The organism is Streptomyces sp. NPDC050732 (genome assembly GCF_040654255.1).
GTDB lineage: Bacteria > Actinomycetota > Actinomycetes > Streptomycetales > Streptomycetaceae > Streptomyces.
The window spans coordinates 128,064-153,942 of record NZ_JBFAHP010000007.1 but is presented as its reverse complement, the minus strand read 5'-3'; the positions used below and the strand labels follow the sequence as shown (position 1 = coordinate 153,942).

Genomic DNA, 25,879 nt, shown 5'->3' with positions numbered 1-25,879 from the left:
CCGATCCGGGACCCCCACCATGCCTGCACTGCTCTCCGACACCGCGCTGATCTTCGGGCGGTACGCCCGGCAGACCCTCCGCTCCAAGTTCCAGATCCTCTTCGGTGTCCTCACCCCCCTGCTCTACCTGCTCTTCTTCGGCCCGCTCCTCACCGATCTGCCGCTCGGCTCACGGGGCGACTCGTGGCAGGTGCTCGTCCCCGGGCTGCTGCTGCAACTCGGCCTGTTCGGCGCCACGTTCAGCGGCTTCGCGCTCATCATCGAGAAGCAGTTCGGCGTGGTGGAGCGGATGCGGGTGACGCCCGTCAGCCGTCTCGCGCTGCTCCTCGGCCGGATCCTGCGCGACGCCGCGCTCTTCGTCTTCCAGGCCGTGCTGCTCGTGCTCGCCGCGCTCGCGATGGGGCTCAGGGCACCGCTCGGCGGCATCCTCATCGGCTTCGCGTTCGTGGCGCTGCTCACCGCGGGCCTCGCCTCCCTCTCGTACGCGCTGGCCATGAAGGTCTCCAAGGCGCACGAGTTCGGGCCCGCCGTGAACGCCGTGAGCATGCCGTCGATGCTGCTCTCGGGCCTGATGCTGCCGATGGCCCTCGCGCCCACCTGGCTGGACGTGCTCTCCCACTTCATGCCGTTCCGCTACCTCGTCGACGCGATGCGGGCGGGATACGTCGGGGAGTACGCGACCACGACCATGCTGTACGGCGTCCTGATGGCCCTCGCGTTCGTCCTGCTGTCCGTGACGGTGGGCACACGTGTCTTCCGGCGGAGCGGGGCATAGGCCTCACAGGAACCGGCGGATGGGCCGGACGCTCACCTCACGGGCCCGCTGGAGGAGGGAACGTCTCTTCCACCGGCCCTCCCGCATCAGCTCACTGGCCCGCACGTCGTCGTCGAAGTGCCCGTCCAGCGTCGCGGTGAACTCCTGGTCCAGGACGGCGAGCATGACTTCCTCGTCGTGATCGAGGGAGCGACGGTTGAAGTTGGTCGAGCCGATCAGGGCGGCGACGCCGTCGACGGTGATGACCTTGGCGTGCATCATCGTCGGCTGGTACTCGTAGATCCTCACCCCACAGCCGATCAGATCCTCGTAGTAGTGCTGCCCGGCCAGCCGGCAGACCCGCTTGTCGGTGTGCGGCCCGGGCAGCACGATCTCCACCTCGACCCCGCGCCGCGCGGTGGCGCAGAGCAGCTCGACGAAGTACGCGTCCGGGGAGAAGTAGGCCGTGGCCAGGCGGAAGCGTTCCTCGGCGGATTCGAGCATGACGCGCATCAGGGTCTGCATGTCCTGCCAGCCGAAGCTGGCCGAGCCGCGCACCACCTGCACGACGGCGTCGCCCTGGGGGCGGTGCCTGATGAACCGGTCCTGGTCGTCGAAGAGTTCGCCGTGGCACTCGGCCCAGTTCTGCGCGAACGCCGCGGCGATGCCGTCCACCGCGGGGCCGTGCACCTCGACGTGGGTGTCGCGCCACTCGCCGGGGTTGCGGGCGTCGCCGCACCACTCCTCGGCGATGCCCACCCCACCGGTGAAGGCGGTCTCCTCGTCGACGACGAGGACCTTGCGGTGACAGCGGTGGTTCTGCTTGAGGGGCGACAGATGCAGCGGCTTGCGGAACCACGTCACCTGCACCCCCGCCCGCTCCATCACCCGCACCTGCTCGTCCTCGATCAGCCGGCTGCCGAAGCCGTCGAGCAGCAGCCGCACCCGCAGCCCGGCGCGCGCCCGCTCCGCGAGGGCGTCGGCGAACCGGCGGGCGATGTCGCCCTTCCAGTAGACGAAGGTCATCATGTCGACCGTGTGCTCGGCGGATTGGATCGCGGCCAGCATGGCGGTGAAGATCTCGTCGCCGTTGCGCAGGACGGTCAGCGCGTTGCCCTCGGTCGCCGCGATGCCGATCAGCCGCTCCAGACGCCGCCGTATCCGCGCGACGCGATTCGGTACCGCCGGGCGACCGGGCGCTCCGGTGGCACCCGAGGCCGGCTCGGCGGACTCCTGCGTACGGGTCATGACATTCCCTGGCCGGAACACGACGAGGAAACGTCGGGCCGCGGCGCCCGGTCCGGCACGGGCTGAGCGGCGAGCCGACTGTACTCCCGCCCCGCGGGCGGGCCGCGGGCGCCGCATGGGCCGTGGCTGCCGGGGCACACGGCAGACGTACCCGACCTCAAGGAGCCCGTCATGATGGTTGTCGGTATCGTCGCCGTCTGCGTCGTCCTGGCCGTCCTCGCCTTCCTCGTCCCCCGCCTCTCCCGGCACCCCGAACGCGGCACCCAGCGCACCCTGGGAGCCGGTTCGCGCGCCGGCGGCAAGGCTCCCGGCATCCTGGGCCGGATCTTCAGCAAGCCCTTCCGCAGCAGCTCCAAGGCGGTGGGCCACAGCGGCTCCGCCGGCCGCCGTGCCCGGGGCCGCATGCCGTTCTGACTAGGCTGGCCCGCATGGTCAATCTGACGCGCATCTACACCAGGACCGGCGACCAGGGCACCACAGCCCTCGGGGACATGAGCCGCACCGCCAAGACCGATCTGCGGATCGCGGCGTACGCCGACGCCAACGAGGCCAACGCGGCCATCGGCACGGCGATCGCGCTCGGCAGCCTCGACGAGGAGGTCGTGAAGGTCCTGGTCCGGGTCCAGAACGACCTCTTCGACGTGGGCGCCGACCTCTCCACCCCCGTCGTCGAGGACCCGAAGTACCCGCCGCTGCGCGTCGAGCAGAGCTACATCGACAAGCTGGAGGCGGACTGCGACCGCTTCCTGGAGGAACTGGAGAAGCTCCGCAGCTTCATCCTGCCGGGCGGCACGCCGGGCGCGGCGCTGCTGCACCAGGCGTGCACGGTGGTACGGCGGGCCGAGCGCTCGACATGGGCGGCGTTCGAGGTGCACGGAGACGTCATGAACCCCCTGACCGCCACCTACCTCAACCGCCTCTCCGACCTCCTCTTCATCCTGGCCCGCGCGGCCAACAAGGAGGTCGGGGATGTGCTGTGGGTGCCGGGGGGCGAGCGCTAGGACGTGACGCCCACGTCGCGCCAGGCCGTGCGGGCGGCCCGGTACTCCTCGCCGTCCTCGCCGTAGCGCTCCCGGGCCGCCTTCAGTGTGAGCCGGGCGAAGTCGGCGAAGAGGGTCTCCTCACCGACCTCGCCGTCGGTGAGGGCGTCCCACCAGATGAGGCCCGCGCGTTCCCACGCGGGGCCGCCGAGAGCACTCGCCAGCCGGTAGAAGGCGTGGCTGGGGATGCCGTTGTTGATGTGGATGCCGCCGTTGTCCCGGCTGGTGCGCACATAGCCGTCCATGTGGGCGGGCTGCGGGTCCTTGCCGAGGGTCTCGTTGTCGTACGCCGTGCCGGGGGCCTTCAGGGAGCGCAGCCCGGCCCCGCCGGCACCGGGGGCGAGCAGGCCCGCGCCGAGCACCCAGTCCGCCTCCTCCGCGGTCTGCCCCAGCGCGTACTGCTTGATCAGGGAACCGAAGACGTCGCAGAGCGAGGTGCCGAGCGCGCCGTTCTCTCCCCGGTAGGAGAGGTCCGAGATCTCGGGCAGCCCGCGCCACAGCTCGGCCCCGATGACCTCGACGCACTTGCTGAAGCGGCCGAAGACCGCGCCGCCGTCGCCCAGGACCATCAAGGCACCGTTCCAGAAGGCGTTGTTGAACCCCTCGCCGTAGTGGACGACCGCCGCGATCGGGCGGCCCATGTACGTCACCGTGTCGCGCCCCAGGACCTCACGCACGAACCGGGACACCGCCTCCATGCCGTCGTACGTCTCGTCGACGGTGACGTCGCCCGTCGCGGGCCGCCCCGTCCAACGGGCCACCGGCAGCCCTTCGAGTTCCATCCCGCCGCGCGCGTCGAAGACGATGTGCTCGACCAGGCCCGCGCCCTCCACCCCGGGCAGCAGTTCGAGCGCTCCGTCCTTGAGGACGAAGCCGGGGCCGTCGTAGGTCAGCGGCGGGGCGCCGCCGTCCACCATCCGCTCCAGGACCGGCAGCGCGACGATGCCGGAGAGCAGCGGGTTGTGGGCCCGGCGCGCCGCGTCGCTCTCCAGGTCCAGGAGCCGGGTCCGCTGTGCGATCCGGTCCTTGCTCACCCCCGCGATGGTGCCGATCTCGTTGATCGCCGCGACGAGCTGACCCGACTCGCTCCGCAGCCACTGGTCGCGGTCGGCCGCGGTGAGGCTGCCCTCGGCGATGAACGGCACGACCTCCAGCGCCCGGTATCCGTGGTGGACCGCTTCGAAGCACGCGCTGCTGCGATGGCGTGCGATGGTCTCGCTGTGGCTGTCCCACGCCGTCCGGGACAGCTGCGGCACCACCCACTGCCCGGTCAGCCGGAAGTACGCGACGGCGGCGCTGTCCGCGGTGAGCTCGGCGTAGATCAGCCGTGCCGCGGTCCGCACATTGGTCCGCGCCCGCAGCCACGCCCCGCCCGCGGTGGCAAGGCCGCCCCCTGCGGTACCGATCAGGGCGGCCAGCAGCGTACTGTCCATGGCCGCATGGTGGCCCCGGCCGGGACGGGCGGCTAGAGCTTGGTCAGGAAGTTCTCGCGCTTCCCGGTCCGTTCCCCGGCGGGCGCCTTCTTCGGGAAGAGCGTGTACGTCCCGGCGATGACGACGTTGATCCCGATCACCCACAGCATCTTCTGCTGCCACATCCGCAGCGAGGAGATCTCGCCGCCCCCGCCCACGTACTGGACCGCGCCCTGCAGCAGGGCCATGGCGATCAGCGCGGCGAGGATCCAGCGGGCGGCGAGCTTCCACTCGTGGACGGCGCGGGCGGCGCCGTACTTCGGTGTCGCAGGGGCGGGGCCGCCCGCGAAGCGGTGGGCGACACGGACGTCGACCCACTTGATCGTGTAGTGGCCGAGCGCGATGGAGTAGCCGATGTAGACCGCGGCGAGGCCGTGCTTCCAGTCCGGCTCGGCGCCGTTCTTCAGGTCGATCGCGGTGACGACGAACAGCAGGACTTCGAGCAGCGGCTCGCACAGCAGGACGGCGACGCTCGCCCGCGGCATCCTCGCCCAGTAACGCAGCGCGAGCCCGCCGGCCAGCAGCACCCAGAAGCCGACCTCGCAGATGACGATCAGCGCGACGATCACGGCGCTCTCCTTACGTTCGCTTCCCCGGTCACCCTTCAAGGCTCGCGTTCCGGAGGCCGCTGATCGTCGTCGGCAGTGACGAACCGGCACTGCATCCTTCGATGTAGCGGGCGGTTCCTCCCTCAGGATCAGGCAGGGGGCCGCCCCGCCGTGTTGGATGGACCCATGGCCCCGTCCCTTCCCCGCCCGCAGCGCGTCGACGTGCAGATCGCCGCGGCCAGCCTGCTCTGCGGGCTGGTGCTGGAGGCGCTCGGGCTGCACTCCCAGGGGGGCCGGCTGTTCGGCGGCCACTGGTCGCTGCTGCCGCTCTTCGTCCTGGCCGGGCTCGAACTGCTGCGCAGCAGCAGGCCGCAGACCGCTCTGGCCTGCGGCACGCTCGCGCTGGTGGCCGACCAGTTCACGTCGGGCAACCTCGCGTCGATCCTGATGTTCACGGACATCGTGTACGCGGCCGTGGTGTACGGCACCCCGGCTGCCGCCCGGCGCATCCCCGTCACCACGGGCCTGGTGACGGTGGCGGTCACCCTCGGCTTCCTCGCCTGGTTCCAGGAGGCGGAGGCCGTCCTCATCGGCTTCGTCACCGGTGTGGTCTCCTTCGCGCCCGCCACCACGGGCGTCCTCGTGCGCAACCACCGCGAGGCCGCCGAGGCGGCGAAGCTGCGGGCCGAGCAGACCGCCCTCCTGGCGGAGATGGACCGGGCCCAGGCCGTCGGCGCCGAGCGCGCCAGGATGGCCCGCGAACTGCACGACATGGTCGCCAACCACCTCTCGGCGATCGCCATCCACTCCACGGCCGCGCTCTCCCTGGACGACCCGAGGACCAGCAAGGACGCGCTCGCCGTCATCCGGGAGAACAGCGTCGACGGGCTGGCCGAGATGCGCCGCCTCATCGGCATCCTGCGCGACCAGAGCGGCGATCTGGAGCCGGCGGCCGCGCCCACCCTGGACGGGCTGGCCACCCTCGTCGGCAACGCCCGCACGAACGGCCTCGACGTCACCCTCGACGACGCGCGCATCCCGGAGGGCCCGAAGCTGCCCACACCGGTGGAGCTCGCGGCGTACCGGATCGTGCAGGAATCCCTGACGAACGCCCTGAAGCACGCGTCACCCGGCCGCGTCACCGTGTCCCTGGTCCAGGAACCGCGCGCCCTCACGGTCCGGGTGACCAGCCCCTACGGAGATCCCTCGGGGCCCCGCGCCCCGGGCTCGGGCGCCGGCCTCGTCGGCATGCGCGAGCGCACCGAACTGCTCGGCGGCACCTTTGAATCGGGCCCCGAGAGCAGCCCCGACGGCAAGGTCTGGAACGTCTTCGCGACCCTGCCCGTCGACCCCGCCGACGAAGGAGCCAAGGAATGATCCGGGTGCTGGTCGCCGAAGACCAGTCTGCCGTGCGCGCGGGACTCGTCCTGATCCTGCGCAGCGCGTCCGACATCGAGGTCGTCGGCGAGGCGGCGGACGGCGAGGAGGCCGTCGCGCTCGCCCGCGAACTCCGCCCCGACCTGGTCCTGATGGACATACAGATGCCACGGCTCGACGGGGTGGCGGCGACCCGGCAGGTCGTCGCCGAGGGGCTCGCGGACGTCCTGGTCCTCACCACCTTCGACCTCGACGAGTATGTCTTCGGGGCGCTTCGCGCGGGCGCCTCCGGGTTCATGCTGAAGAACACGGAGGCGAGGGACCTCCTCGAAGGGGTCCGTACGGTCGCACGCGGCGAGGGCCTGATCGCACCGGCCGTCACCCGCCGCCTGATCGCCGAGTTCGCCGCCCCTTCGAAGGCGGTACGCGGGGAGAACGCGCCGGACCCCGCCGTCCTGGACAGCCTCACGCGCCGCGAGCGCGAAGTCCTCTCCTGCATCGGGGAGGGGCTGTCGAACGCGGAGATCGCGACCCGCCTCTCGATGGCGGAGGCAACGGTGAAGACGCACGTCAGCCGGATGCTGGGCAAGCTGGAGCTGCGCAGCCGGGTGCAAGCGGCCGTCCTGGCGCAGGAGTTGGGGGTCTGATCCGTCCGGCCCGAGGGTGGGGCGGGGCGGTGGACCGTCGCGATCCGGCCATTGGTTCAGACCTCTTGACCGTTGGTCCAGACCTTTCTATTCTCACCGCACTGCGGTGAGCACTCCCCCACGTGTCCACGTGCTCACGGGCGGCGCAGGGTCCCACCCCCTAAGACCCCCGGATCTCACCCGAGGAGCACCTCGTGCGCTTCAAGAAGAGCACCAACCGCTCGAGACTCAAATTCAGACACAAGGCCGTAGCGGGAGTCACCACGCTGCTGCTCCCGCTCGCCACCCTGGTCGCCCTCGGCTCCTCCGCCGAGGCGGCACCCGACGCCGCCCCCGAGGCCACCGCCACGTACGCCAAGACCCAGGACTGGGGCAGCGGCTTCGAGGGCAAGTGGACGATCAAGAACACCGGCACCACCAGCATCAGCTCCTGGAACGTCGCCTGGGACTTCCCCACCGGCACCCGGGTGACATCGGCCTGGGACGCCACCGTCACCAACTCCGGCAACCGCTGGACCGCGAAGAACCTCGGCTGGAACGGGACGCTCGCCCCCGGCGCCTCGGTCTCCTTCGGCTTCAACGGCACCGGCTCCGGCTCCCCCGCCAACTGCGAGCTGAACGGCGCCGGCTGCGACGGCGGCGGCGTCCCCGGCGACAACCCGCCGAGCGCCCCCGGCACCCCGACCGCCTCCGGCATCACCGACACCTCGGTCAAGCTCGACTGGAAGGCCGCCACCGACGACAAGGGCGTCAAGAACTACGACGTCCTGCGCGACGGCGCCAAGGTCGCGACGGTGACGGAGACCTCGTACTCCGACACCGGGCTGACCAAGGGCACCGACTACTCGTACACCGTCCAGGCCCGCGACACCGCAGGCCAGACGGGACCCGCCAGCGGCGCCGTCAAGGTCCGCACCACCGGCGGCGGCGACCCGGGCCCCGGCCCCGGTGACAAGGTCAAGCTCGGCTACTTCACGGAGTGGGGCGTCTACCAGCGCAACTACCACGCGAAGAACATCGCGACCTCCGGCTCGGCCGAGAAGATCACGCACATCAACTACAGCTTCGGCAACGTCCAGGGCGGCAAGTGCACGATGGGCGACTCCTACGCCGCCATCGACAAGGCCTACACCGCCGACCAGTCCGTCGACGGCGTCGCCGACACCTGGGACCAGCCGCTGCGCGGCAACTTCAACCAGCTGCGCAAGCTGAAGGCCAAGTACCCGAACATCAAGATCCTCTGGTCGTTCGGCGGCTGGACCTGGTCCGGCGGCTTCACCGACGCCATGAAGAACCCGGCGGCCTTCGCCAAGTCCTGCCACGACCTGGTCGAGGACCCGCGCTGGGCCGACGTCTTCGACGGCATCGACCTGGACTGGGAGTACCCGAACGCGTGCGGTCTGTCCTGCGACACGTCAGGACCGGCCGTCTTCAAGAACATGATGCAGGCCTTCCGCACCGAGTTCGGCGCGAAGAACCTCGTCACGGCCGCCATCACCGCGGACGCCTCCACCGGCGGCAAGATCGACTCCGCCGACTACGGCGGCGCGGCGCAGTACTCCGACTGGTACAACGTGATGACGTACGACTTCTTCGGCGCGTGGGCGGCCAAGGGCCCGACGGCCCCGCACTCCCCGCTCACGTCCTACCCGGGCATCCCGCAGCAGGGCTTCAACTCCGCGGACGCGATAGCCAAGCTGAAGGCCAAGGGCGTACCCGGCTCCAAGCTGCTGCTCGGCATCGGCTTCTACGGCCGCGGGTGGACCGGCGTCACCCAGAAGGAGCCGGGCGGCACCGCCACGGGGCCGGCCCCCGGCGCCTACGAGCAGGGCATCGAGGACTACAAGGTCCTCAAGAACTCCTGCCCCTCGAACGGCACGGTCGCCGGTACGGCGTACGCCCACTGCGGCAGCAACTGGTGGTCCTACGACACGCCGTCGACCGTCCGCTCCAAGATGGCCTGGGCCAAGGAGCAGGGGCTTGGTGGGGCGTTCTTCTGGGAGTTCAGCGGGGACACGGCCAACGGTGAGTTGGTGTCCGCCATCAATGACGGTCTGAAGTAGCCGTCCCCGAAACGAAGCCGGGAAGACAGGATCGCCCCCTGTCTTCCCGGCTTCTCATATTTCGCGAGTGCGGACCGCATGTGGCTGGTCGCGCAGTTCCCCGCGCCCCTTAGGGAGCCGTGCTCACGCCACATTCACGCGCTGCCCCGGAGGCGCCGCCTCCAGCCACGCCAAGAAACCTGTCAGCGCGTCCTCGCTCATCGCCAGTTCCAGGCGGACGCCCCGGTGCAGGCAGCCGAGGACGATCGCGTCGGAGAGCAGGGCCAGCTCCTCCTCGCCGTCCGGGGCGCGGCGGTCCACGACCTCGATGGCGGAGCGCTCAAGGACCCGGCGCGGCCGGGGAGCGTAGGAGAAGACGCGGTACCACTCGACCCGGTCACCGTTGTAGCGGGCGACCCCGTACCCCCAGCCCTTGCCGGAGGTGTCGCCCTTCTCCGGGGCGTCCCAGCGCAGACTGCAGTCGAAGGTGCCACCGGAGCGCTGGATCAGCCGGCGCCGCAGTCCGAAGACGAAGAGCCCCAAAAGAACCAGCACGATCAAAGCAAGTCCGCACACGAGCAGAGTGAGGATCATCGGCACCGACCTCCTCGCCTCTACCGTCGGCCGACGGGCCGACAACGGACCAATACATTGCACCCGCATTGCCTCAGCCGCGACCCGGTCCGGAACCTTCCCGGACCTGGCCGCGGCTGAGTCACGTTACGCCGCGCGCTGGGGTCAGCGCGTCGCCACCGCACGCAGTCGGACGTCGGCGCGCCGCTCGGCGGAGGCGTCGGCCTCCGACTTCGCGCGCTCCAGCGCCCGCTCCGCACGCTTGACGTCGATCTCGTCGGACAGCTCCGCGATCTCGGCGAGCAGCGACAGCTTGTCGTCCGCGAAGGAGATGAATCCTCCGTGGACGGCGGCCACGACCGTGCCGCCGTCGCTCGTACGAATGGTCACCGGGCCCGACTCCAGCACACCGAGCAGCGGCTGGTGACCGGGCATGACGCCGATGTCGCCGGACGTGGTGCGCGCGACGACCAGGGTGGCCTCGCCGGACCAGACACTGCGGTCCGCCGCGACCAGCTCGACATGCAGCTCAGCAGCCAAGAGTGGCTCCTCGGGTCACCACCCGGCGGTTCAGCCGGGTGTTGGGTCAAATTCTAGTGGGCGTACGGGGAGGGACGGGACACGGCCCCCGCGGGGGTGACCCGTCCCTCACCGTCATGAGCTACCGAGCTCAGGAGACGCCGAGCTCCTTGGCGTTCTTCTTGAGGTCCTCAAGACCACCGCACATGAAGAAGGCCTGCTCGGGGAAGTGGTCGTACTCGCCGTCGCAGATCGCGTTGAACGCCGCGATCGACTCTTCGAGGGACACGTCCGAGCCGTCCACGCCGGTGAACTGCTTGGCGGCGTGGGTGTTCTGCGACAGGAAGCGCTCCACGCGACGGGCGCGGGCGACGACGAGCTTGTCTTCCTCGCTGAGCTCGTCGATACCGAGGATCGCGATGATGTCCTGGAGGTCCTTGTACTTCTGCAGGATCCCCTTGACGCGCATGGCGCAGTCGTAGTGGTCCTGCGCGATGTAGCGCGGGTCCAGGATGCGGGACGTGGAGTCCAGCGGGTCCACGGCCGGGTAGATGCCCTTCTCGGAGATCGGACGGGAAAGCACCGTCGTCGCGTCGAGGTGGGCGAACGTGGTGGCCGGGGCCGGGTCGGTCAGGTCGTCCGCGGGGACGTAGATCGCCTGCATCGAGGTGATCGAGTGACCGCGGGTCGACGTGATGCGCTCCTGGAGGAGACCCATCTCGTCGGCCAGGTTCGGCTGGTAACCCACCGCGGACGGCATGCGGCCGAGCAGGGTCGAGACCTCGGAACCGGCCTGGGTGAAGCGGAAGATGTTGTCGATGAAGAACAGCACGTCCTGCTTCTGCACATCGCGGAAGTACTCCGCCATGGTCAGACCGGCCAGGGCGACGCGCAGACGCGTGCCCGGCGGCTCGTCCATCTGGCCGAAGACCAGCGCGGTCTTGTCGAGAACGCCGGCCTCCTCCATCTCGACCATGAGGTCGTTGCCCTCACGGGTGCGCTCGCCGACACCGGCGAAGACGGAGACACCGTCGTGCAGCTTGGCCACACGGACGATCATTTCCTGGATCAGCACGGTCTTGCCGACACCGGCACCACCGAACAGACCGATCTTTCCACCCTTGACGTACGGGGTGAGAAGGTCGACGACCTTCAGGCCGGTCTCGAACATCTCGGTCTTCGACTCAAGCTGGTCGAAGGCGGGGGCCTTGCGGTGGATCGTCCAGCGCTCGGCGTCGGCGACCGTCGACGGGTCGTCGTTCAGGACCTCGCCGAGCGTGTTGAACACACGGCCCTTGGTCACGTCGCCGACCGGCACCGAGATGCCCTTGCCGGTGTTGGTGACCGGGGCCTGGCGGACCAGGCCGTCGGTGGGCTGCATCGAGATCGCGCGGACCACGCCGTCACCCAGGTGCTGGGCGACCTCAAGGGTCAGCGTCTTCTTCGCGCCCTCGGTCGACGGGTCGTCGACCTGGACGTGCAGGGCGTTGTAGATCTCCGGCATCGCGTCGACGGGGAACTCCACGTCGACGACCGGGCCGATCACCCGGGCGACGCGGCCCGTGGCAACGGCCGTCTCAACAGTGGTCGTCATTACTTGTCACTCCCCGCGGTCGCGTCGGCCAGCGCTGCTGTGCCGCCGACGATCTCGCTGATTTCCTGGGTGATTTCGGCCTGGCGGGCCGCGTTGGCAAGCCGGGAGAGGCTGTTGATCAGATCCCCGGCGTTGTCGGTCGCCGACTTCATCGCGCGGCGCGTGGCGGCGTGCTTGGAGGCAGCCGACTGGAGCATCGCGTTGTAGATACGGCTCTCGACGTAGCGCGGCAGCAGGGCGTCGAGGACGTCCTCCGCCGACGGCTCGAAGTCGTACAGCGGAAGGATCTCGTCCTTGCCGGACTTCGACTCTTCCGCCACCTCTTCGAGGCTGAGCGGCAGCAGGCGGCCGTCGATGGCCGTCTGCGTCATCATCGAGATGAACTCGGTGTAGACGATGTGGAGTTCGTCCACGCCGCCCTCCGCCGTCTCCTTCTCGATCGCCTCGATCAGCGGCACCGCGACCTTCTTGGCGTCCGCGTACGTGGGCTCGTCGGTGAAGCCCGACCACGACTCCACGACCTTGCGCTCGCGGAAGTTGTAGTGGGACAGACCACGGCGGCCGACGATGTACGTGTCGACCTCCTTGCCCTCGGCCTCCAGGCGCGCGGTCAGCTGCTCCGCGGCCTTGATGGCGTTCGAGTTGAAGGCGCCGGCCAGTCCGCGGTCGCTCGTGAGGAGCAGCACCGCGGAACGGGTCGCCGTCTCCGGCTCGGTCGTCAGCGGGTGCTTCGTGTTCGAGCCGGTGCCGACCGCCGTGACCGCGCGGGTGAGCTCGGTCGCGTACGGCGTGGACGCCGTCACCTTGCGCTGGGCCTTGACCACGCGCGAGGCAGCGATCATCTCCATCGCCTTGGTGATCTTCTTGGTCGCGGTGACGGATTTGATGCGACGCTTATAGACCCGGAGCTGGGCTCCCATGAGTCAGGTCCCTTCCGTCGTCACTTGCCGGCGGCGGCCGGAGCGTCCTCGCCGAGAAGCTTCCCGTCCGAGGTCTCGAACTGCTTCTTGAACGCCGCGATCGCGTCGCCGATGGCCTGCAGCGTGTCGTCCGACATCTTGCCGCCCTCCTTGATGGAGGTCATGAGGCCCTGCTCCTGCCGGTGCAGGTAGGCGAGGAGCTCACGCTCGAAGCGGCGGATGTCGTTGACCGGCACGTCGTCCATGCGACCGGTGGTACCGGCCCACACGGAGACGACCTGGTCCTCGGTCGCCATCGGCTCGTACTGCGGCTGCTTGAGCAGCTCGACCATGCGCTGACCGCGCTCCAGCTGCGCCTTCGACGCGGCGTCCAGGTCGGAACCGAAGGCGGCGAACGCCTCCAGCTCACGGAACTGGGCGAGGTCCACGCGGAGACGGCCGGAAACCTGCTTCATCGCCTTGTGCTGCGCGGAACCACCGACTCGGGAGACGGAGATACCGACGTTCAGCGCGGGGCGCTGACCGGCGTTGAAGAGGTCCGACTCCAGGAAGCACTGGCCGTCGGTGATGGAGATGACGTTGGTCGGGATGAACGCCGACACGTCGTTCGCCTTGGTCTCGACGATCGGCAGACCGGTCATCGAGCCCTTGCCCAGCTCGTCCGAGAGCTTCGCGCAGCGCTCCAGCAGACGCGAGTGCAGGTAGAAGACGTCACCCGGGTAGGCCTCGCGCCCCGGCGGGCGGCGGAGCAGCAGGGACACGGCGCGGTAGGCGTCGGCCTGCTTCGAGAGGTCGTCGAAGATGATGAGGACGTGCTTGCCCTCGTACATCCACTGCTGGCCGATGGCCGAACCGGTGTAGGGCGCCAGGTACTTGAAGCCCGCCGGGTCGGACGCCGGGGCGGCGACGATGGTCGTGTACTCCAGCGCGCCGGCCTCTTCGAGGGCACCGCGCACGGAGGCGATGGTGGAGCCCTTCTGACCGATGGCGACGTAGATGCAGCGCACCTGCTTGTTCACGTCGCCCGTGCGCCAGTTGTCGCGCTGGTTGATGATCGTGTCGACGGCCAGGGCGGTCTTGCCGGTCTGGCGGTCACCGATGATCAGCTGACGCTGGCCACGGCCGATCGGGGTCATCGCGTCGACGGCCTTGTAGCCGGTCTCCATCGGCTCGTGCACCGACTTGCGCTGCATGACCGTGGGGGCCTGCAGCTCAAGGGCGCGACGCCCGCTGGTCTCGATCTCGCCGAGGCCGTCGATCGGGTTGCCGAGCGGGTCGACGACGCGGCCGAGGTAGCCCTCGCCGACGGCGACCGACAGCACCTCGCCGGTACGGCTGACCGACTGGCCCTCTTCGATACCGCTGAACTCGCCGAGGACGATCGAACCGATCTCGCGCTCTTCAAGGTTCAGCGCGAGACCGAGGGTCCCGTCCTCGAACTTCAGCAGCTCGTTGGCCATGGCCGAGGGCAGGCCCTCGACCTTCGCGATGCCGTCGCCGGCAAGGGTGACCGTACCGACCTCCTCGCGCGAGGCCGCGTCCGGCTTGTACGCCTGGACAAAGTTCTCCAGCGCGTCCCGGATCTCCTCCGGCCGGATCGTGAGCTCCGCCATCTGGGTTCCCTGCTCTCCTTGTTGGGCCCGAAGTTTTCTTGGGGGGTCTGGGGTCAGCCCCCAGGAATCCTCTGCACGGCCCAACTAGGGCCGTAGGTCGTGCTTCTTGTCTTACTGACCGGCCACGCGGCGGCCGGCTTCCTCGATACGGTCCGCGATGGAGCCGTTGATGACCTCGTCGCCCACCTGGACCCTGATCCCGCCGAGGACCGTGGGGTCCACGTCGAGGTTGAGGTGCATCTGGCGTCCGTACACCTTGGCCAGGACGGTGCCGAGGCGCTCCTTCTGCCGGTCCGAGAGCGGAACGGCGGAAGTGACGACGGCGACCATGCGGTTGCGGCGGTCGGCGGCCAGCTTGGCGAGGGACTCCAGTCCGTCTTCCAGGCTACGTCCACGCGGCGCGGTGACGAGGCGCTCGACGAGACGCTCCGTGACGTCCTCGGCGCGACCTCCGAGCAGGCTGCGCAGCAGCTGGCTCTTGGCCGTGCCCGTCGCGGCGCGGTCGGTCAGCGCGGCCCGCAGCTCGGTGCTGGAAGAGACGATCCGGCCGAACCGGAAGAGCTCGTCCTCGACGTTGTCCAGGGCGCCGGCCTTCTGCGCGCCGGTCAGGTCGGCGAGGTTGGCGAGCTCCTCGATGGCGTCCACCAGGTCACGCGACTGCGACCAGCGCGCGCGGACCATGCCGGCCACCAGGTCGGCGGTCTCGCCGCCCACCTGGCCGGAGAGCAGACGTCCCGCCAGCTCGGCCTTGGCCTCACCGGACTGCGACGGGTCGGTCAGGACCCGGCGCAGCGAGACCTCGCGGGCGAACAGCGCCGTGACGGCGGCCAGCTCGTCCGCGAGCTGCTTGGCGTCGACCGCGGTGCTGTCCGTCAGCGCGTCGAGACGCTCGCGCGCGGCGGCCAGGGCCTCGCGGCTCGCTCCGTGCGCTGTCATCGAGCTGCCTCGGCCTTCTCCTCGAGCTCGTCGAGGAAGCGGTCGATGGTGCGGCTCTGGCGGGCGGAGTCCTCCAGGGACTCACCGACGAGCTTGCCGGCCAGGTCGGTGGCCAGCTGGCCCACGTCCTGACGCAGCGACTGCGCGGCGGCCTTGCGGTCGGCCTCGATCTGCGCGTGACCGGCGGCGACGATCTCCTCGCGCTGACGCTGGCCCTCGGCCCGCATCTCGGCGATGAGCGTGGCGCCCTGCTCCTGCGCCTCCTGGCGCAGACGCGCGGCCTCGTGCCGGGCCTCGGCGAGCTGAGCCTTGTACTGCTCAAGAACGCTCTGGGCCTCGGTCTGAGCGGCCTCGGCCTTCTCGATACCGCCTTCGATCGCCTCCCGGCGCTCTTCCAGAACCTTGTTGATGTTCGGGAGGAGCTTCTTCCAGAAGAAGAAGAAGACGATGGCGAAGGCGATGGCGCCGACGAGCAGCTCAGGACCCGGCGGGACGAGCGGGTTCTGCTCTTCCTCGGCCGCCAGCTGAACCAGGTTGGCGATCACATCAGTGCCTTTCGTCGAAAAGTGTCAGTAAGAAGTGCTTACTTACCGAACACGAACGGCATAACGATGCCGATGAGGGCGAGCGCCTCACAGAAGGCGAAGCCGAGGATCTGGTTGGCGCGGATCAGGCCGGCAGCCTCGGGCTGACGGGCGAGAGCCTGCGTGCCGTTACCGAAGACGATGCCGACGCCGATGCCGGGGCCGATCGCGGCCAGGCCGTAACCGATGGAACCGAGGGAGCCGGTGACTTCGCTGGCGGCAAGGGTCTGGAGAGCGGACATGCCGGTTCTTCCTTCTCTTTCATGGACCGGTGGGGGTTGGCCACCGGGCGATCTGGGGGTTTGCGCTGGGACGGCTCAGTGGTGCTCGGCGAGCGCGCCCTGGATGTACGTGCAGGCGAGGAGTACGAACACGTACGCCTGGACAGCCTGCACGAAAAGCTCGAAGAGGATCATGACCATGGTCATCACGAAGGAGACGCCCGCGGCCGGGATCATGTAGCTGTTCAGCAGGTACCAGGAGGCGACGGTGAACATCACCAGCATCAGGTGACCGGCGAACATGTTGGCGAAGAGTCGCACCGCGTGCGTGAAGGGACGCACGAGCAGGTTCGAGAAGAACTCGATGAACGACACGAGCCACTTGATCGGGCCGAGCGAGTTGTCGTAGCCCGTGATGTTCTTCCAACCGCCCACGAAACCGTGGCGCTTGAAGGTCAGGGAGACCCAGAGCACGTAGACCAGGAGCGCGAGAACGACCGGGTACGCGATGATCGACGAGACCGGGAACTGGGCCAGCGGGATCACGGACCAGATGTTCATGATCCATACGAAGAAGAAGATCGAGACCATCAGGGGGACGTACTTCTCGCCCTCCTTCTTGCCGAGGGTCTCGTAGACGATTCCGCGTCGTACGAAGTCGTATCCGGCCTCACCGATCATCTGCAGCTTGCCCGGGACCAGCTTGGCCTTGCCGAACGCCACGTAGAAGAAGGTGACGACGACGAGCGTGGTCAGCAGGGCGAGCAGCATGACCTTGTTGAACTCGAACCCGCCGACGGTGAAGATCGGCTTGAAGAGGAACGAGTGCAGACCCGGAGCCGGGAAGCCACAGCCGTTGTCGGACATGATCCGACAGCTCCAGTTGAAGGCGAGCTCAGTTTGGTCAGCACTCACCGCGGGCTCCTTCGGCGTGACGCATAGGTACGGCAACCTCGTTGTCGTGTCGGCGCGGCACGCGGCCGCGGGTCGGCACCGGACTGGTGTTTCGGAAGTGTGAGCGGCGTTCAGGCATCGAGCCTCGCGATCGTGCAGGCGTCAGCTCAGATGCCCGCGCCAGCAGTGCCGCAGTTGGCACCGGACGATAGCAGCATCTCGAACGGCCATTTATCCCGCCCCTACCCTTCACGACGACGACCCTGACTTCTCCGGCTTGTCCTTCTTCTCGGAGTCGCTGTAGGAGTCGGGATCGACGTAAAGGATCTTGGCTTTCATGTGCGCGCGGGCCTGCGAGGCCATCCACGCGACGGTGGCCACCACAAGTCCGATGGCGAATGCCTTCGGGTTGAACAGAGTCGTGTCCTTGAACAGGCCCACGAAGATCAGAAGCAGCAGGAGTTGGGCGACGTAGAGCATCAGCCCCATCGCCTGGAACAACTGCGGAAGCGATTTTGCCGTCCGCTGCAGGACGAAGAGACCGAGCCCCATGAAGGCGATGACGACCAGGGTGCCGACGACAGCCCCGATGGCCCCCTTTCCGCCGGCCACCACGGCACTGACGGCGGCGACGATCGCGCCGACGGCAGCTGTGGGCACAGCGGACTGAAGGAGATTTCGGGTGTCTTGAGACGGCATGGCGGCAGCTCCGCTTACTGATGGGGGCAGGGTGTCGTCATGGACGAGCGTAGACCCGGATCGAGAGGGGCCCTCGGGCCAATGAACCGTCGCACTACGGCCCTTCGGCTCTATCCCGGGATCTCGTGAACCGTATCACAAACTATTTGATGAGGTCTTTACCTGCTTGGTGTGCCCACTGTCACACATGAGAAGTAACCCGCGCGCATGTGCACCCAGCGGGGCAACTTGTCTGGTAATGGGGCGATTTCGGGTCGAGCGTCAACGCGACGTCTCCGCTTCCCGTCGCTCCTCGAAGCGCGAGCGGGCGCCGATCGCGGTCGCTCCGTTGACGCCCACGGGGACCGGAGTCTCCTCCTCCGCGGGCACCGCGTCGTGGGCGGCCGGTTCGGCGGCGGCATCGGCAGCGGCACGACGCCGGTAGCGCGGCGGCACGAAGGCCTCCGCCCAGCGCGGGGTGCGCGGGGTGAAGCGCGGAAGGAGGAGCAGCACGAGCCCGAGCGCGCTGAGCGCGACGATCATCAGCAGGATCCACATGCTCGTGGAGTGCACGGAGTACGCGACGGTGCCGAAGGCGATGAGCGCCGACCAGAAGTACATGATCAGCACCGCGCGGCTGTGCGAGTGGCCGATCTCCAGGAGGCGGTGGTGGAGGTGGCCGCGGTCCGCGGCGAACGGCGACTTGCCGTTCCAGGTGCGCCGGACGATGGCGAGGACCAGGTCCGCGAAGGGGATCGCGATGATCGTGAGCGGCATCAGGAGCGGGATGAAGACGGGCAGCATCGCGTGTGTGGCATCGCGGCCGCCGCCGAAGTTCAGCTTCATCGCGGCCGGGTCGACCTGCCCGGTGACGGAGATCGCGCCCGCGGCGAGGACGAGCCCGATGAGCATCGAGCCCGAGTCGCCCATGAAGATCCTGGCCGGGTGCATGTTGTGCGGCAGGAAACCGAGGCACATGCCCATGAGGATGGCGGCGAAGAGCGTGGCGGGGGCCGCGGCCTCGATGCCGTAGCCGTACCAGATGCGGTAGGCGTACATGAAGGACGCCGCGGAGGCGATGCAGACCATGCCCGCCGCGAGGCCGTCGAGGCCGTCGACGAAGTTGACGGCGTTGATGGTGATGACGACGAGCGCGACCGTCAGCAGGGTGCCCTGGCCGGAGGTGAGCGAGACCGTGCCGACGCCGGGCACCGGGATCCACAGGATCGTCAGGCCCTGCATGACCATGACGCCGGCGGCGATCATCTGGCCGCCGAGCTTGATCAGCGCGTCGATCTCGAACTTGTCGTCCAGGACGCCGATCAGCCAGATCAGCGCCGCCCCGGAGAGCAGCGCGCGCGGCTCGTTGGAATTCTCGAAGACCGTGTTCAGGTTCGGCAGGTGGTCGGCGACGAGGAGGCCCGCGCACAGTCCGAAGAACATCGCGATCCCGCCGAGCCGGGGCGTCGGCTCCCGGTGCACGTCACGAGCGCGGATCTCCGGCATGGCACCGGCCACGATCGCGAACTTCCGCACCGGGCCGGTCAGCAGGTAGGTCACCGCAGCCGTGATGCAGAGCGTCAGCAGGTATTCACGCACGGGCTTCCCCACAGGTCTCGCTGGCCGTCACAGCCCCACACCCTAGCTTTGCGCGCATACGGTTGGGGACTTCCGGGTAGCGACGATGGTTGCACGAGGTCCCACGAGCCCCTGACGCGGCCGTCCCTCACCGGACCGGGTACGGCGGAAATCCTCCCACCAGTTCGCGTACCTCTTCTCGTACGTTCGACTCCTTGCGCACCGCTTCGGCCAGCAGGGCCGCGATGCGTGCCATCTCCGGGGCGCCCATGCCCTGGGTCGTGACGGCCGCGGTGCCGAGGCGCAGGCCGCGCGCCTCGCCGTGCGGCAGGGCGCAGGTGTCGAGGAAGATGCCGGCCGCCGCGAGCCTGGCGCGGGCGGTCCGTGCGTCCACGCCCAGGGGTGCGGGGTCGGCGAGCACCAGGTGCGTGTCCGTGCCGCCGGTGGTGATGGCGAAGCCCACCGCGGCCAGTGCCTCCGCGAGGGTCCGGGCGTGCTCGACCACCTGATGGGCGTACGCCGTGAAGGCGGGTGTCGCCGCCTCCCCGAACGCGACGGCCTTGGCGGCGATCGTGTGCATCTGGGCGCCGCCCTGGGTGAACGGGAAGACGGCCCGGTCGATCCGTTCGGCGAGGTCCGCCCCGCACAGCAGGAGGCCGCCTCGCGGGCCGCGCAGGACCTTGTGGGTGGTCGCGCAGACGACGTCCGCGTACGGCACCGGGCTGGGCGCCGCTCCCCCGGCGATCAGGCCCATGGGGTGCGCGGCGTCGGCGATGAGGTAGGCGCCCACGTCGTCGGCGATCTCGCGGAAGGCCGCGTAGTCGATGTGCCGTGGGTAGGCGATGGAGCCGCACACGATGGCCTTGGGCCGGTGCGAGCGGGCGAGGGCGTGCACCTGGTCGTAGTCGAGCAGGCCGCTCTCGGGGTCCACGCCGTAGCCGACGAAGTCGAACCACCGGCCGGAGAAGTTCGTGGGCGAGCCGTGCGTGAGGTGTCCGCCGTACGGCAGCCCGAGCGCCAGGACCGTGTCGCCGGGGCGCAGCAGCGCGGCGTAGGCGGCGAGGACGGCGGAGGACCCGGAGTGCGCCTGTACGTTGGCGTGTTCGGCGCCGAACAGGGCCTTGGCGCGGTCGACGGCGATCCGCTCGGCGACGTCGACCAGTTCGCAGCCGCCGTGGTGGCGGGCGCCGGGGTAGCCCTCGGCGTACTTGTTGGCGAGCGGCGAGCCGAGGGCGGTGAGGACGGCGGGCGACGTGAAGTTCTCGGCGGCGATCAGCTGGAGCGCGTCGGACTGCCGGGCGACCTCGCCGATGAGGACGTCGGCGAGCTCGGGGTCCTGCCTCCGCAGGCCCTCAAGGTCCGTGTACGCGGCGGAAGCGGTGGGCGCGAGGGATGCGGTGGGCGCGAGGGGTGCGGTGCTGACCGTGCTGAGCGGCATCGTGGGCTCCGGGGCCGTGCGGGGGGTGACCTCAGATCCAATGTAGGCCGCTACATGTGCGCGGGCACCCCGGTCAGCGCGGTCACCACCGGGTCGAGTGCCTGGTTGATCTCGTCGCCCACGGAGCGGAAGAACGGCAGGGGCGCCCCGTACGGGTCGTACACCTCGTCGGCCTCCACGTTGGGCGCCAGGAGCCAGCCGCGCAGGGCGGCGGCGGCCCGTACCAGGGCGCGGGCGCGTTCCACCACGCCGTTGCCGTCCGGCTCCGGCAGGGTCGTCGGGTCTATGGCCCGCACGAGCCGGGTGAACTCCTTGAGCGTGAAGGTGCGCAGGCCCGCCGAGTGGCCCATGGAGATGACCTGCGCCCGGTGGTCGCGCGTGGCGGTCAGGACCAGGTCGGCCCGGATGACGTGGTCGTCGAGGAGCTCGCGCCCCATGAAGCCGCTGGCGTCCGCGCCGAAGTCGGCGAGGACCGTCTCGGCGTTGGTCTCCATCGGGGCGCCCTCGTGCCCCCAGGTGCCCGCGCTCTCCACGATGAGGCCGCCGGTGAGCGGGTCGCCGAGGCGGTCGGCCAGGGCATGCCTGGTCAGCCGCTCGGTGATGGGTGAGCGGCACACGTTGCCGGTGCTGACGTGGAGGATGCGGAAGGCGTCCGCGGAGCCCGGGAAGCCCGCTATGCCACGCCCCGTCTCAGGGGCTGTCAATTCGCCACCTCGAGGTCGGGTACCACCTTGCGCAGCTCGTCCGCGGTGAGCGCGCCCGCGCGCAGCAGCACCGGCACCTTGCCCGTGACGTCGACGATCGACGACGGGACGATGCCGGGGGTCGGGCCGCCGTCCAGGTACACGGAGACGGAGTCGCCGAGCATCTCCTGCGCGGCGTCGCAGTTCTCCGGGGCGGGGTGTCCGGTGAGGTTCGCCGAGGAGACGGCCATGGGGCCGACCTCGGTGAGCAGTTCGATGGCGACGGGGTGCAGCGGCATGCGGATGGCGACCGTGCCGCGGGTGTCGCCGAGGTCCCACTGGAGCGACGGCTGCTGCTTGGCGACCAGGGTCAGGGCGCCGGGCCAGAAGGCGTCGACGAGCTCCCAGGCCATCTCGGAGAAGTCGGTCACCAGGCCGTGCAGGGTGTTCGGCGAGCCGATCAGGACGGGCGTCGGCATGTTGCGGCCGCGGCCCTTGGCGTCCAGCAGGTCGGAGCACGCCTCCGGGGTGAAGGCGTCGGCGCCGATGCCGTAGACGGTGTCGGTGGGCAGCACGACCAGCTCGCCACGGCGGACGGCGGACGCGGCCTCGCGCAGACCGGTCGTACGGTCGGTCGCGTCGTTGGTGTCGTATCGCCGTGCCATTAGTCCGGACTCCTCACTGAAAAGCTGACACTGATGATCTGGGTCGTCACGGCATCGCCCTGCGGGCGGTCGCGAAGCGCGGCCTGTTGTTGAGGTCGGGGTGGTCGGCCGCGTCGGCCCAGCCCCGTTCCTCGGTGAAGATCCACGGGACCTGGCCGCCCTGGGTGTCCGCGTGCTCGATGACGACGACTCCGCCGGGGCGGAGCAGCCGGTGGGCGGTGCGCTCGATGCCGCGGATCAGGTCGAGGCCGTCCTCGCCGGAGAAGAGGGCGAGTTCGGGGTCGTAGTCGCGGGCTTCCGGGGCGACGTACTCCCATTCGGTGAGCGGGATGTACGGCGGGTTGGAGATGACGAGGTCGACCTGTCCGTCGAGCTCGGGGAAGGCGTCCCTGGCGTCTCCGCGGCGGAGGTCGACCCTGGACCCCTCGACGTTCTTCCGCGTCCATTTGAGGGCGTCCTCGGACAGCTCCACGGCATGCACGCGGGAGCGCGGCACCTCCTGTGCCATGGCGAGCGCGATGGCGCCGGAGCCGGTGCACAGGTCGACGATAAGCGGCTCGACGACGTCCATCGCGCGGACGGCGTCTATGGCCCAGCCGACGACGGACTCGGTCTCCGGGCGCGGCACGAAGACGCCGGGGCCGACCTGCAGCTCCAGGTAGCGGAAGAAGGCCCGCCCCGTGATGTGCTGCAGCGGCTCGCGGGCCTCGCGCCGTGCGACGGTCTCCCAGTAGCGGGCGTCGAAGTCGGAGTCCTTGACGGAGTGCAGCTCGCCCCGCTTCACGCCGTGCACGAAGGCGGCGAGCTCCTCCGCGTCGTTGCGCGGCGAGGGCACGCCGGCGTCGGCCAGCCGCTGGGTGGCCTGGGCCACTTCCGCGAGCAGCAGGTTCACGCTGGTCCTCCGGGCGGGTCGGGACGGGTCGTACGAGGGGTGCCTCAGGCGGCGGCGAGCTTGGCCGCGGAGTCCGCGTCGACGCAGGCCTGGATGACCGGGTCGAGGTCTCCGTCGAGCACCTGGTCCAAGTTGTACGCCTTGAAGCCGACGCGGTGGTCCGAGATCCGGTTTTCCGGGTAGTTGTACGTCCGGATCTTCTCGGAGCGGTCGACGGTGCGGACCTGGCTGCGGCGGGCGTCCGCGGCCTTGCTCTCCGCCTCTTCCTGGGCCGCGGCGAGGAGCCTGGAGCGCAGGATACGCATCGCCTGCTCCTTGTTCTGCAGCTGGCTCTTCTCGTTCTGGCAGGAGGCGACGACGCCGGTGGGCAGGTGCGTGATGCGCACCGCGGAGTCGGTGGTGTTGACGGACTGGCCGCCGGGCCCGGAGGAGCGGTAGACGTCGATCCGCAGGTCGTTCGCGTGGATCTCGACGTCGATCTCCTCGGCCTCGGGCGTCACGAGCACGCCGGCCGCGGAGGTGTGGATGCGGCCCTGGGACTCGGTGGAGGGCACGCGCTGCACGCGGTGCACGCCGCCCTCGTACTTCAGCCGCGCCCAGACGCCCTGGCCGGGCTCGGTGGCGCCCTGGCCGCCCTTGGTCTTCACGGCGACCTGGACGTCCTTGTAGCCGCCGAGCTCGGACTCGGTGGAGTCGATGATCTCGGTCTTCCAGCCGACGCGCTCGGCGTACCGCAGGTACATGCGCAGCAGGTCACCGGCGAAGAGGGCCGACTCGTCGCCGCCCGCGCCCGCCTTGATCTCCAGGATGACGTCCTTGTCGTCGGACGGGTCCCGGGGCACGAGCAGCAGCCGCAGCTTCTCGGTGAGCGCCTCGCGCTCCCGCTCCAGCTCCTTGACCTCGGCGGCGAAGTCGGGGTCGTCGGCCGCGTACTCGCGCGCGGTCTCGATGTCGTCCCCGGTCTGCTTCCAGGAGCGGTACGTCGCCACGATCGGGGTCAGCTCGGCGTAGCGCTTGTTGAGCTTGCGCGCGTTGGCCTGGTCGGCGTGGACCGCCGGGTCGGCGAGCTTCTTCTCAAGGTCGGCGTGCTCGCCGATCAGTTCCTCGACCGCCTCGAACATCGGGGGCTCCTGGTTTTCTACGCGAAGGTTCTACGCGAGCGTTCTACGCGAATCGGCTGCGGGACGGCAAAAGCGCCGGTCCCGGCCACCCCCTCCCGAGGGCGGCCGATGACCGGCGCAGTGGCTCGCTACTTGTTGGCGCCTGCAGCCTTGCCGAAGCGGGCCTCGAAGCGGGCCACGCGGCCACCGGTGTCGAGGATCTTCTGCTTGCCCGTGTAGAACGGGTGGCACTCGGAGCAGACCTCGGCGCGGACGGTGCCGCTGGAGATCGTGCTGCGGGTGGTGAACGACGCACCGCAGGTGCAGCTGACCTGGGTCTCGACGTACTCGGGGTGGATGTCGCGCTTCAAGGTGTCTCCTAGTTTCGGGAGGGCGCCGGGTCGTACGCGCGGATTGCTCGTACGTGAACCGGGGCCGACGTACCAGTCTGCCAGGACCGGCCGTATCTCCCAAAACCGGGGTGGGCGCCGTTCTATTCCTGGCGGGTTTCCGGCCTGGTCAGTGACCGGGTCAGCGACCAGGTCAGTGACCGGCCACCACGTCGCCCACGTCGCCCTTGTCGCCGGCCGACTTCTCGGTGGCGGACTTGGGTATGGCCCTGTCGGCCCTGAGGGCGTCCCAGACCTGCTGGTCGGCCTCCTCCAGGGGAAGGACGCGGTTGGGGTCGTTCGGGTCGTACTGGATGGGCAGGGTGACCATCTTCATGTCGCCCGCGCCGATGCCCTTGAGGCCGTTCGCGAAGCTCGCGAGGCTCTTGACGTCGTTCAGGTCGGAGTCGGTGGTGATGGCGCTGGTCGCGTCGTTCGCCAGGTCGAACAGCTTCTTGGGGTTGCTGAAGACGCCGACGTCCTTGACCTGGTCGAGGAGGGCCTTGATGAAGGCCTGCTGGAGCTGGATGCGGCCGAGGTCGCTGCCGTCGCCGACGCCGTGCCGGGTGCGGACCAGGCCGAGGGCCTGCTCGCCGTCGAGCGTGTGGGTGCCGGCGTCCAGGTTCAGGTGACTGTCCTTGTCCCTGATGTCCTTCTTGGTGGTGATGTCGACGCCGCCGAGGGTGTCGATGAGCTTCTTGAAGCCCGTGAAATCGACTTCTACGTAGTGGTCCATCCGGATGCCGGACATCTTCTCGACCGTCTTGACGGCGCAGGCGGGGCCGCCGACCTCGTACGCCGTGTTGAACATCTGCCGCTGCCCGCCGGGGGCCGTCCCGCCGTCGTCCGTCGCGCACTCGGGCCGGGATATGAGGGTGTCGCGGGGTATGGACACGACGCTGGCCTTCTTGTGGCCCTTGTAGACGTGCACGATCATCGCGGTGTCCGAGCGGGCCGCGCCCTCGTCCTTGCCGTACTTGGCGTTGTCGCCGGAGCGCGAGTCGGAGCCGAGGACGAGGATGTCCTGGGAGCCGTTGTCGACGTCCATGGGGCGGTCCGTGCCGAGCGCGGCGTTGATGTCGACGCCCTTGATGTTGCCGTTGAGCTTGAAGTAGACGTAGCCGAGGCCGGTGCCTCCGAGGACAGCCACACCCGCGGCGGTCCAGGCGGTGACGACGAGCACCTTCTTGCGCGTACTGCGCGGCTTGCGACGACGACCGCGCTTGCTGCCGCGCCTAGGCGCGTCGGCGGCCCTGCTCTCGTCAGTCATGCGCTCCTCAGTCCTCGTCGGTCGGTTACCCCCTGCTTTCAGGGCCAGGCGTGGCCTTCCGTCACTTGTCAGACGGGAAAGCCGAAAGAAGGGTTGCACGCCACTCTGTGTGCACCCCGGCGTCCGACCGCTACGCAAAGTGGCTGACATACCCGCGTTTTTGGCCTGTCACCTGCGCTTTCTTCCCGATCGGCGCTACCCGCG

Annotated in this window: 27 protein-coding genes; 6 read left to right on the top strand and 21 right to left on the bottom strand. The window is 69.3% G+C overall.

Annotated elements, in window-relative coordinates; all coding sequences use genetic code 11:
- Nucleotides 1-19: 19 nt before the first annotated feature.
- Nucleotides 20-775, top strand: a complete 756-nt coding sequence (locus AB0H82_RS08700; RefSeq protein WP_362990283.1) for an ABC transporter permease — start codon at nucleotides 20-22, stop codon at nucleotides 773-775.
- A 3-nt stretch (nucleotides 776-778) separates the two neighbouring features.
- Here the strand turns inward: AB0H82_RS08700 and AB0H82_RS08695 are convergent, their stop codons facing one another.
- Complete coding sequence (locus tag AB0H82_RS08695; RefSeq protein WP_362990281.1) at nucleotides 779-2,002, bottom strand: phospholipase D-like domain-containing protein; 1,224 nt, start codon at nucleotides 2,000-2,002, stop codon at nucleotides 779-781.
- Nucleotides 2,003-2,173: 171 nt separating this feature from the next.
- On the opposite strand from AB0H82_RS08695, the gene AB0H82_RS08690 reads away from it, so the two are divergent.
- Complete coding sequence (locus tag AB0H82_RS08690) at nucleotides 2,174-2,416, top strand: DUF6411 family protein (protein WP_125515131.1); 243 nt, start codon at nucleotides 2,174-2,176, stop codon at nucleotides 2,414-2,416.
- Between the two features lie 14 nt (nucleotides 2,417-2,430).
- Nucleotides 2,431-3,003 (top strand): cob(I)yrinic acid a,c-diamide adenosyltransferase, encoded by a 573-nt coding sequence (locus AB0H82_RS08685; protein ID WP_362990278.1) that lies wholly within the window; start codon nucleotides 2,431-2,433, stop codon nucleotides 3,001-3,003.
- Here the strand turns inward: AB0H82_RS08685 and AB0H82_RS08680 are convergent.
- Nucleotides 3,000-4,040: a M4 family metallopeptidase gene (locus AB0H82_RS08680; RefSeq protein WP_362990433.1), complete on the bottom strand. Its 1,041-nt coding sequence runs from the start codon at nucleotides 4,038-4,040 to the stop codon at nucleotides 3,000-3,002. The two genes, AB0H82_RS08685 and AB0H82_RS08680, sit on opposite strands and share 4 nt — an antisense overlap.
- 467 nt (nucleotides 4,041-4,507) lie before the next feature.
- Nucleotides 4,508-5,083: a hypothetical protein gene (locus AB0H82_RS08675; RefSeq protein ID WP_362990276.1), complete on the bottom strand. Its 576-nt coding sequence runs from the start codon at nucleotides 5,081-5,083 to the stop codon at nucleotides 4,508-4,510.
- A gap of 165 nt (nucleotides 5,084-5,248) precedes the next feature.
- Here AB0H82_RS08675 and AB0H82_RS08670 point away from each other — a divergent pair, with 165 nt between their 5' ends.
- The 3 genes from AB0H82_RS08670 to AB0H82_RS08660 all read left to right on the top strand — a co-directional run bounded on the left by AB0H82_RS08670 (nucleotide 5,249) and on the right by AB0H82_RS08660 (nucleotide 9,149).
- On the top strand, nucleotides 5,249-6,439 hold the full coding sequence (locus AB0H82_RS08670; protein ID WP_362990274.1) for a histidine kinase: 1,191 nt from the start codon (nucleotides 5,249-5,251) through the stop codon (nucleotides 6,437-6,439).
- Nucleotides 6,436-7,086, top strand: coding sequence for a response regulator transcription factor (locus AB0H82_RS08665; RefSeq protein WP_362990272.1), 651 nt, complete (start codon nucleotides 6,436-6,438; stop codon nucleotides 7,084-7,086). Before AB0H82_RS08670 ends, AB0H82_RS08665 begins: the two co-directional genes overlap by 4 nt.
- A 194-nt stretch (nucleotides 7,087-7,280) precedes the next feature.
- Complete coding sequence (locus tag AB0H82_RS08660) at nucleotides 7,281-9,149, top strand: glycoside hydrolase family 18 chitinase (RefSeq protein ID WP_362990270.1); 1,869 nt, start codon at nucleotides 7,281-7,283, stop codon at nucleotides 9,147-9,149.
- Nucleotides 9,150-9,272: 123 nt separating this feature from the next.
- Here AB0H82_RS08660 and AB0H82_RS08655 read toward each other — a convergent pair whose 3' ends face one another.
- From AB0H82_RS08655 to AB0H82_RS08570, 18 genes are all read right to left on the bottom strand, one after another.
- Nucleotides 9,273-9,722 carry a DUF2550 domain-containing protein gene (locus AB0H82_RS08655; protein WP_362990268.1) on the bottom strand — a complete coding sequence of 150 codons (450 nt, stop codon included), beginning with the start codon at nucleotides 9,720-9,722 and terminating at the stop codon, nucleotides 9,273-9,275.
- Between the two features lie 144 nt (nucleotides 9,723-9,866).
- The gene (locus AB0H82_RS08650; protein WP_150172272.1) at nucleotides 9,867-10,241 is read right to left on the bottom strand and encodes a F0F1 ATP synthase subunit epsilon; all 375 of its coding nucleotides are present in this window, start codon (nucleotides 10,239-10,241) and stop codon (nucleotides 9,867-9,869) included.
- Between the two features lie 130 nt (nucleotides 10,242-10,371).
- Nucleotides 10,372-11,814, bottom strand: a complete 1,443-nt coding sequence (gene atpD, locus AB0H82_RS08645; RefSeq protein WP_362990266.1) for a F0F1 ATP synthase subunit beta — start codon at nucleotides 11,812-11,814, stop codon at nucleotides 10,372-10,374.
- On the bottom strand, nucleotides 11,814-12,734 hold the full coding sequence (locus AB0H82_RS08640; RefSeq protein ID WP_362990264.1) for a F0F1 ATP synthase subunit gamma: 921 nt from the start codon (nucleotides 12,732-12,734) through the stop codon (nucleotides 11,814-11,816). Before AB0H82_RS08640 ends, atpD begins: the two co-directional genes overlap by 1 nt.
- Nucleotides 12,735-12,754: 20 nt before the next feature.
- Nucleotides 12,755-14,347, bottom strand: coding sequence for a F0F1 ATP synthase subunit alpha (gene atpA / locus AB0H82_RS08635; RefSeq protein ID WP_362990262.1), 1,593 nt, complete (start codon nucleotides 14,345-14,347; stop codon nucleotides 12,755-12,757).
- 111 nt (nucleotides 14,348-14,458) lie between these two features.
- On the bottom strand, nucleotides 14,459-15,283 hold the full coding sequence (locus tag AB0H82_RS08630; protein WP_362990260.1) for a F0F1 ATP synthase subunit delta: 825 nt from the start codon (nucleotides 15,281-15,283) through the stop codon (nucleotides 14,459-14,461).
- Complete coding sequence (locus AB0H82_RS08625) at nucleotides 15,280-15,828, bottom strand: F0F1 ATP synthase subunit B (RefSeq protein WP_362990258.1); 549 nt, start codon at nucleotides 15,826-15,828, stop codon at nucleotides 15,280-15,282. Before AB0H82_RS08625 ends, AB0H82_RS08630 begins: the two co-directional genes overlap by 4 nt.
- A 38-nt stretch (nucleotides 15,829-15,866) precedes the next feature.
- Entirely contained in the window at nucleotides 15,867-16,109 is a 243-nt protein-coding gene (atpE, locus tag AB0H82_RS08620; RefSeq protein ID WP_362990256.1) for an ATP synthase F0 subunit C, read from the bottom strand.
- Nucleotides 16,110-16,184: 75 nt separating this feature from the next.
- A complete protein-coding gene (gene atpB, locus AB0H82_RS08615) occupies nucleotides 16,185-16,955 on the bottom strand; it encodes a F0F1 ATP synthase subunit A (RefSeq protein ID WP_362990431.1) in 771 nt (256 codons plus the stop codon).
- 276 nt (nucleotides 16,956-17,231) lie between these two features.
- On the bottom strand, nucleotides 17,232-17,681 hold the full coding sequence (locus tag AB0H82_RS08610; protein WP_362990254.1) for a hypothetical protein: 450 nt from the start codon (nucleotides 17,679-17,681) through the stop codon (nucleotides 17,232-17,234).
- A gap of 261 nt (nucleotides 17,682-17,942) precedes the next feature.
- Nucleotides 17,943-19,259, bottom strand: a complete 1,317-nt coding sequence (locus tag AB0H82_RS08605) for an MraY family glycosyltransferase (protein ID WP_362990252.1) — start codon at nucleotides 19,257-19,259, stop codon at nucleotides 17,943-17,945.
- A 127-nt stretch (nucleotides 19,260-19,386) separates the two neighbouring features.
- Nucleotides 19,387-20,676, bottom strand: a complete 1,290-nt coding sequence (gene glyA / locus AB0H82_RS08600; RefSeq protein ID WP_362990250.1) for a serine hydroxymethyltransferase — start codon at nucleotides 20,674-20,676, stop codon at nucleotides 19,387-19,389.
- Nucleotides 20,677-20,726: 50 nt separating this feature from the next.
- Nucleotides 20,727-21,380, bottom strand: coding sequence for a protein-tyrosine-phosphatase (locus tag AB0H82_RS08595; protein WP_362990248.1), 654 nt, complete (start codon nucleotides 21,378-21,380; stop codon nucleotides 20,727-20,729).
- A complete protein-coding gene (locus AB0H82_RS08590) occupies nucleotides 21,377-22,024 on the bottom strand; it encodes an L-threonylcarbamoyladenylate synthase (protein WP_362990246.1) in 648 nt (215 codons plus the stop codon). The genes AB0H82_RS08595 and AB0H82_RS08590 overlap by 4 nt, the downstream gene beginning before the upstream one ends.
- A 46-nt stretch (nucleotides 22,025-22,070) precedes the next feature.
- A complete protein-coding gene (prmC, locus tag AB0H82_RS08585) occupies nucleotides 22,071-22,916 on the bottom strand; it encodes a peptide chain release factor N(5)-glutamine methyltransferase (RefSeq protein WP_362990244.1) in 846 nt (281 codons plus the stop codon).
- A 44-nt stretch (nucleotides 22,917-22,960) separates the two neighbouring features.
- Entirely contained in the window at nucleotides 22,961-24,037 is a 1,077-nt protein-coding gene (prfA, locus tag AB0H82_RS08580) for a peptide chain release factor 1 (RefSeq protein WP_362990242.1), read from the bottom strand.
- Nucleotides 24,038-24,165: 128 nt separating this feature from the next.
- Nucleotides 24,166-24,387: a 50S ribosomal protein L31 gene (gene rpmE, locus AB0H82_RS08575; RefSeq protein WP_098244794.1), complete on the bottom strand. Its 222-nt coding sequence runs from the start codon at nucleotides 24,385-24,387 to the stop codon at nucleotides 24,166-24,168.
- 172 nt (nucleotides 24,388-24,559) lie between these two features.
- Nucleotides 24,560-25,675: an LCP family protein gene (locus tag AB0H82_RS08570; protein ID WP_362990240.1), complete on the bottom strand. Its 1,116-nt coding sequence runs from the start codon at nucleotides 25,673-25,675 to the stop codon at nucleotides 24,560-24,562.
- Nucleotides 25,676-25,879: the final 204 nt, after the last annotated feature.

Bases quoted from the DNA above. Each gene is read 5' to 3' on its own strand.
- AB0H82_RS08700 (WP_362990283.1), top strand. From the start codon at position 20: ATGCCTGCACTGCTCTCCGACACCGCGCTGATCTTCGGGCGGTACGCC.
- AB0H82_RS08695 (WP_362990281.1), bottom strand. From the start codon at position 2,002: ATGACCCGTACGCAGGAGTCCGCCGAGCCGGCCTCGGGTGCCACCGGA.
- AB0H82_RS08690 (WP_125515131.1), top strand. From the start codon at position 2,174: ATGATGGTTGTCGGTATCGTCGCCGTCTGCGTCGTCCTGGCCGTCCTC.
- AB0H82_RS08685 (WP_362990278.1), top strand. From the start codon at position 2,431: ATGGTCAATCTGACGCGCATCTACACCAGGACCGGCGACCAGGGCACC.
- AB0H82_RS08670 (WP_362990274.1), top strand. From the start codon at position 5,249: ATGGCCCCGTCCCTTCCCCGCCCGCAGCGCGTCGACGTGCAGATCGCC.
- AB0H82_RS08665 (WP_362990272.1), top strand. From the start codon at position 6,436: ATGATCCGGGTGCTGGTCGCCGAAGACCAGTCTGCCGTGCGCGCGGGA.
- AB0H82_RS08655 (WP_362990268.1), bottom strand. From the start codon at position 9,722: ATGATCCTCACTCTGCTCGTGTGCGGACTTGCTTTGATCGTGCTGGTT.
- atpD (WP_362990266.1), bottom strand. From the start codon at position 11,814: ATGACGACCACTGTTGAGACGGCCGTTGCCACGGGCCGCGTCGCCCGG.
- AB0H82_RS08640 (WP_362990264.1), bottom strand. From the start codon at position 12,734: ATGGGAGCCCAGCTCCGGGTCTATAAGCGTCGCATCAAATCCGTCACC.
- atpA (WP_362990262.1), bottom strand. From the start codon at position 14,347: ATGGCGGAGCTCACGATCCGGCCGGAGGAGATCCGGGACGCGCTGGAG.
- AB0H82_RS08630 (WP_362990260.1), bottom strand. From the start codon at position 15,283: ATGACAGCGCACGGAGCGAGCCGCGAGGCCCTGGCCGCCGCGCGCGAG.
- atpE (WP_362990256.1), bottom strand. From the start codon at position 16,109: ATGTCCGCTCTCCAGACCCTTGCCGCCAGCGAAGTCACCGGCTCCCTC.
- atpB (WP_362990431.1), bottom strand. From the start codon at position 16,955: ATGTCCGACAACGGCTGTGGCTTCCCGGCTCCGGGTCTGCACTCGTTC.
- AB0H82_RS08610 (WP_362990254.1), bottom strand. From the start codon at position 17,681: ATGCCGTCTCAAGACACCCGAAATCTCCTTCAGTCCGCTGTGCCCACA.
- glyA (WP_362990250.1), bottom strand. From the start codon at position 20,676: ATGCCGCTCAGCACGGTCAGCACCGCACCCCTCGCGCCCACCGCATCC.
- AB0H82_RS08590 (WP_362990246.1), bottom strand. From the start codon at position 22,024: ATGGCACGGCGATACGACACCAACGACGCGACCGACCGTACGACCGGT.
- prfA (WP_362990242.1), bottom strand. From the start codon at position 24,037: ATGTTCGAGGCGGTCGAGGAACTGATCGGCGAGCACGCCGACCTTGAG.
- AB0H82_RS08570 (WP_362990240.1), bottom strand. From the start codon at position 25,675: ATGACTGACGAGAGCAGGGCCGCCGACGCGCCTAGGCGCGGCAGCAAG.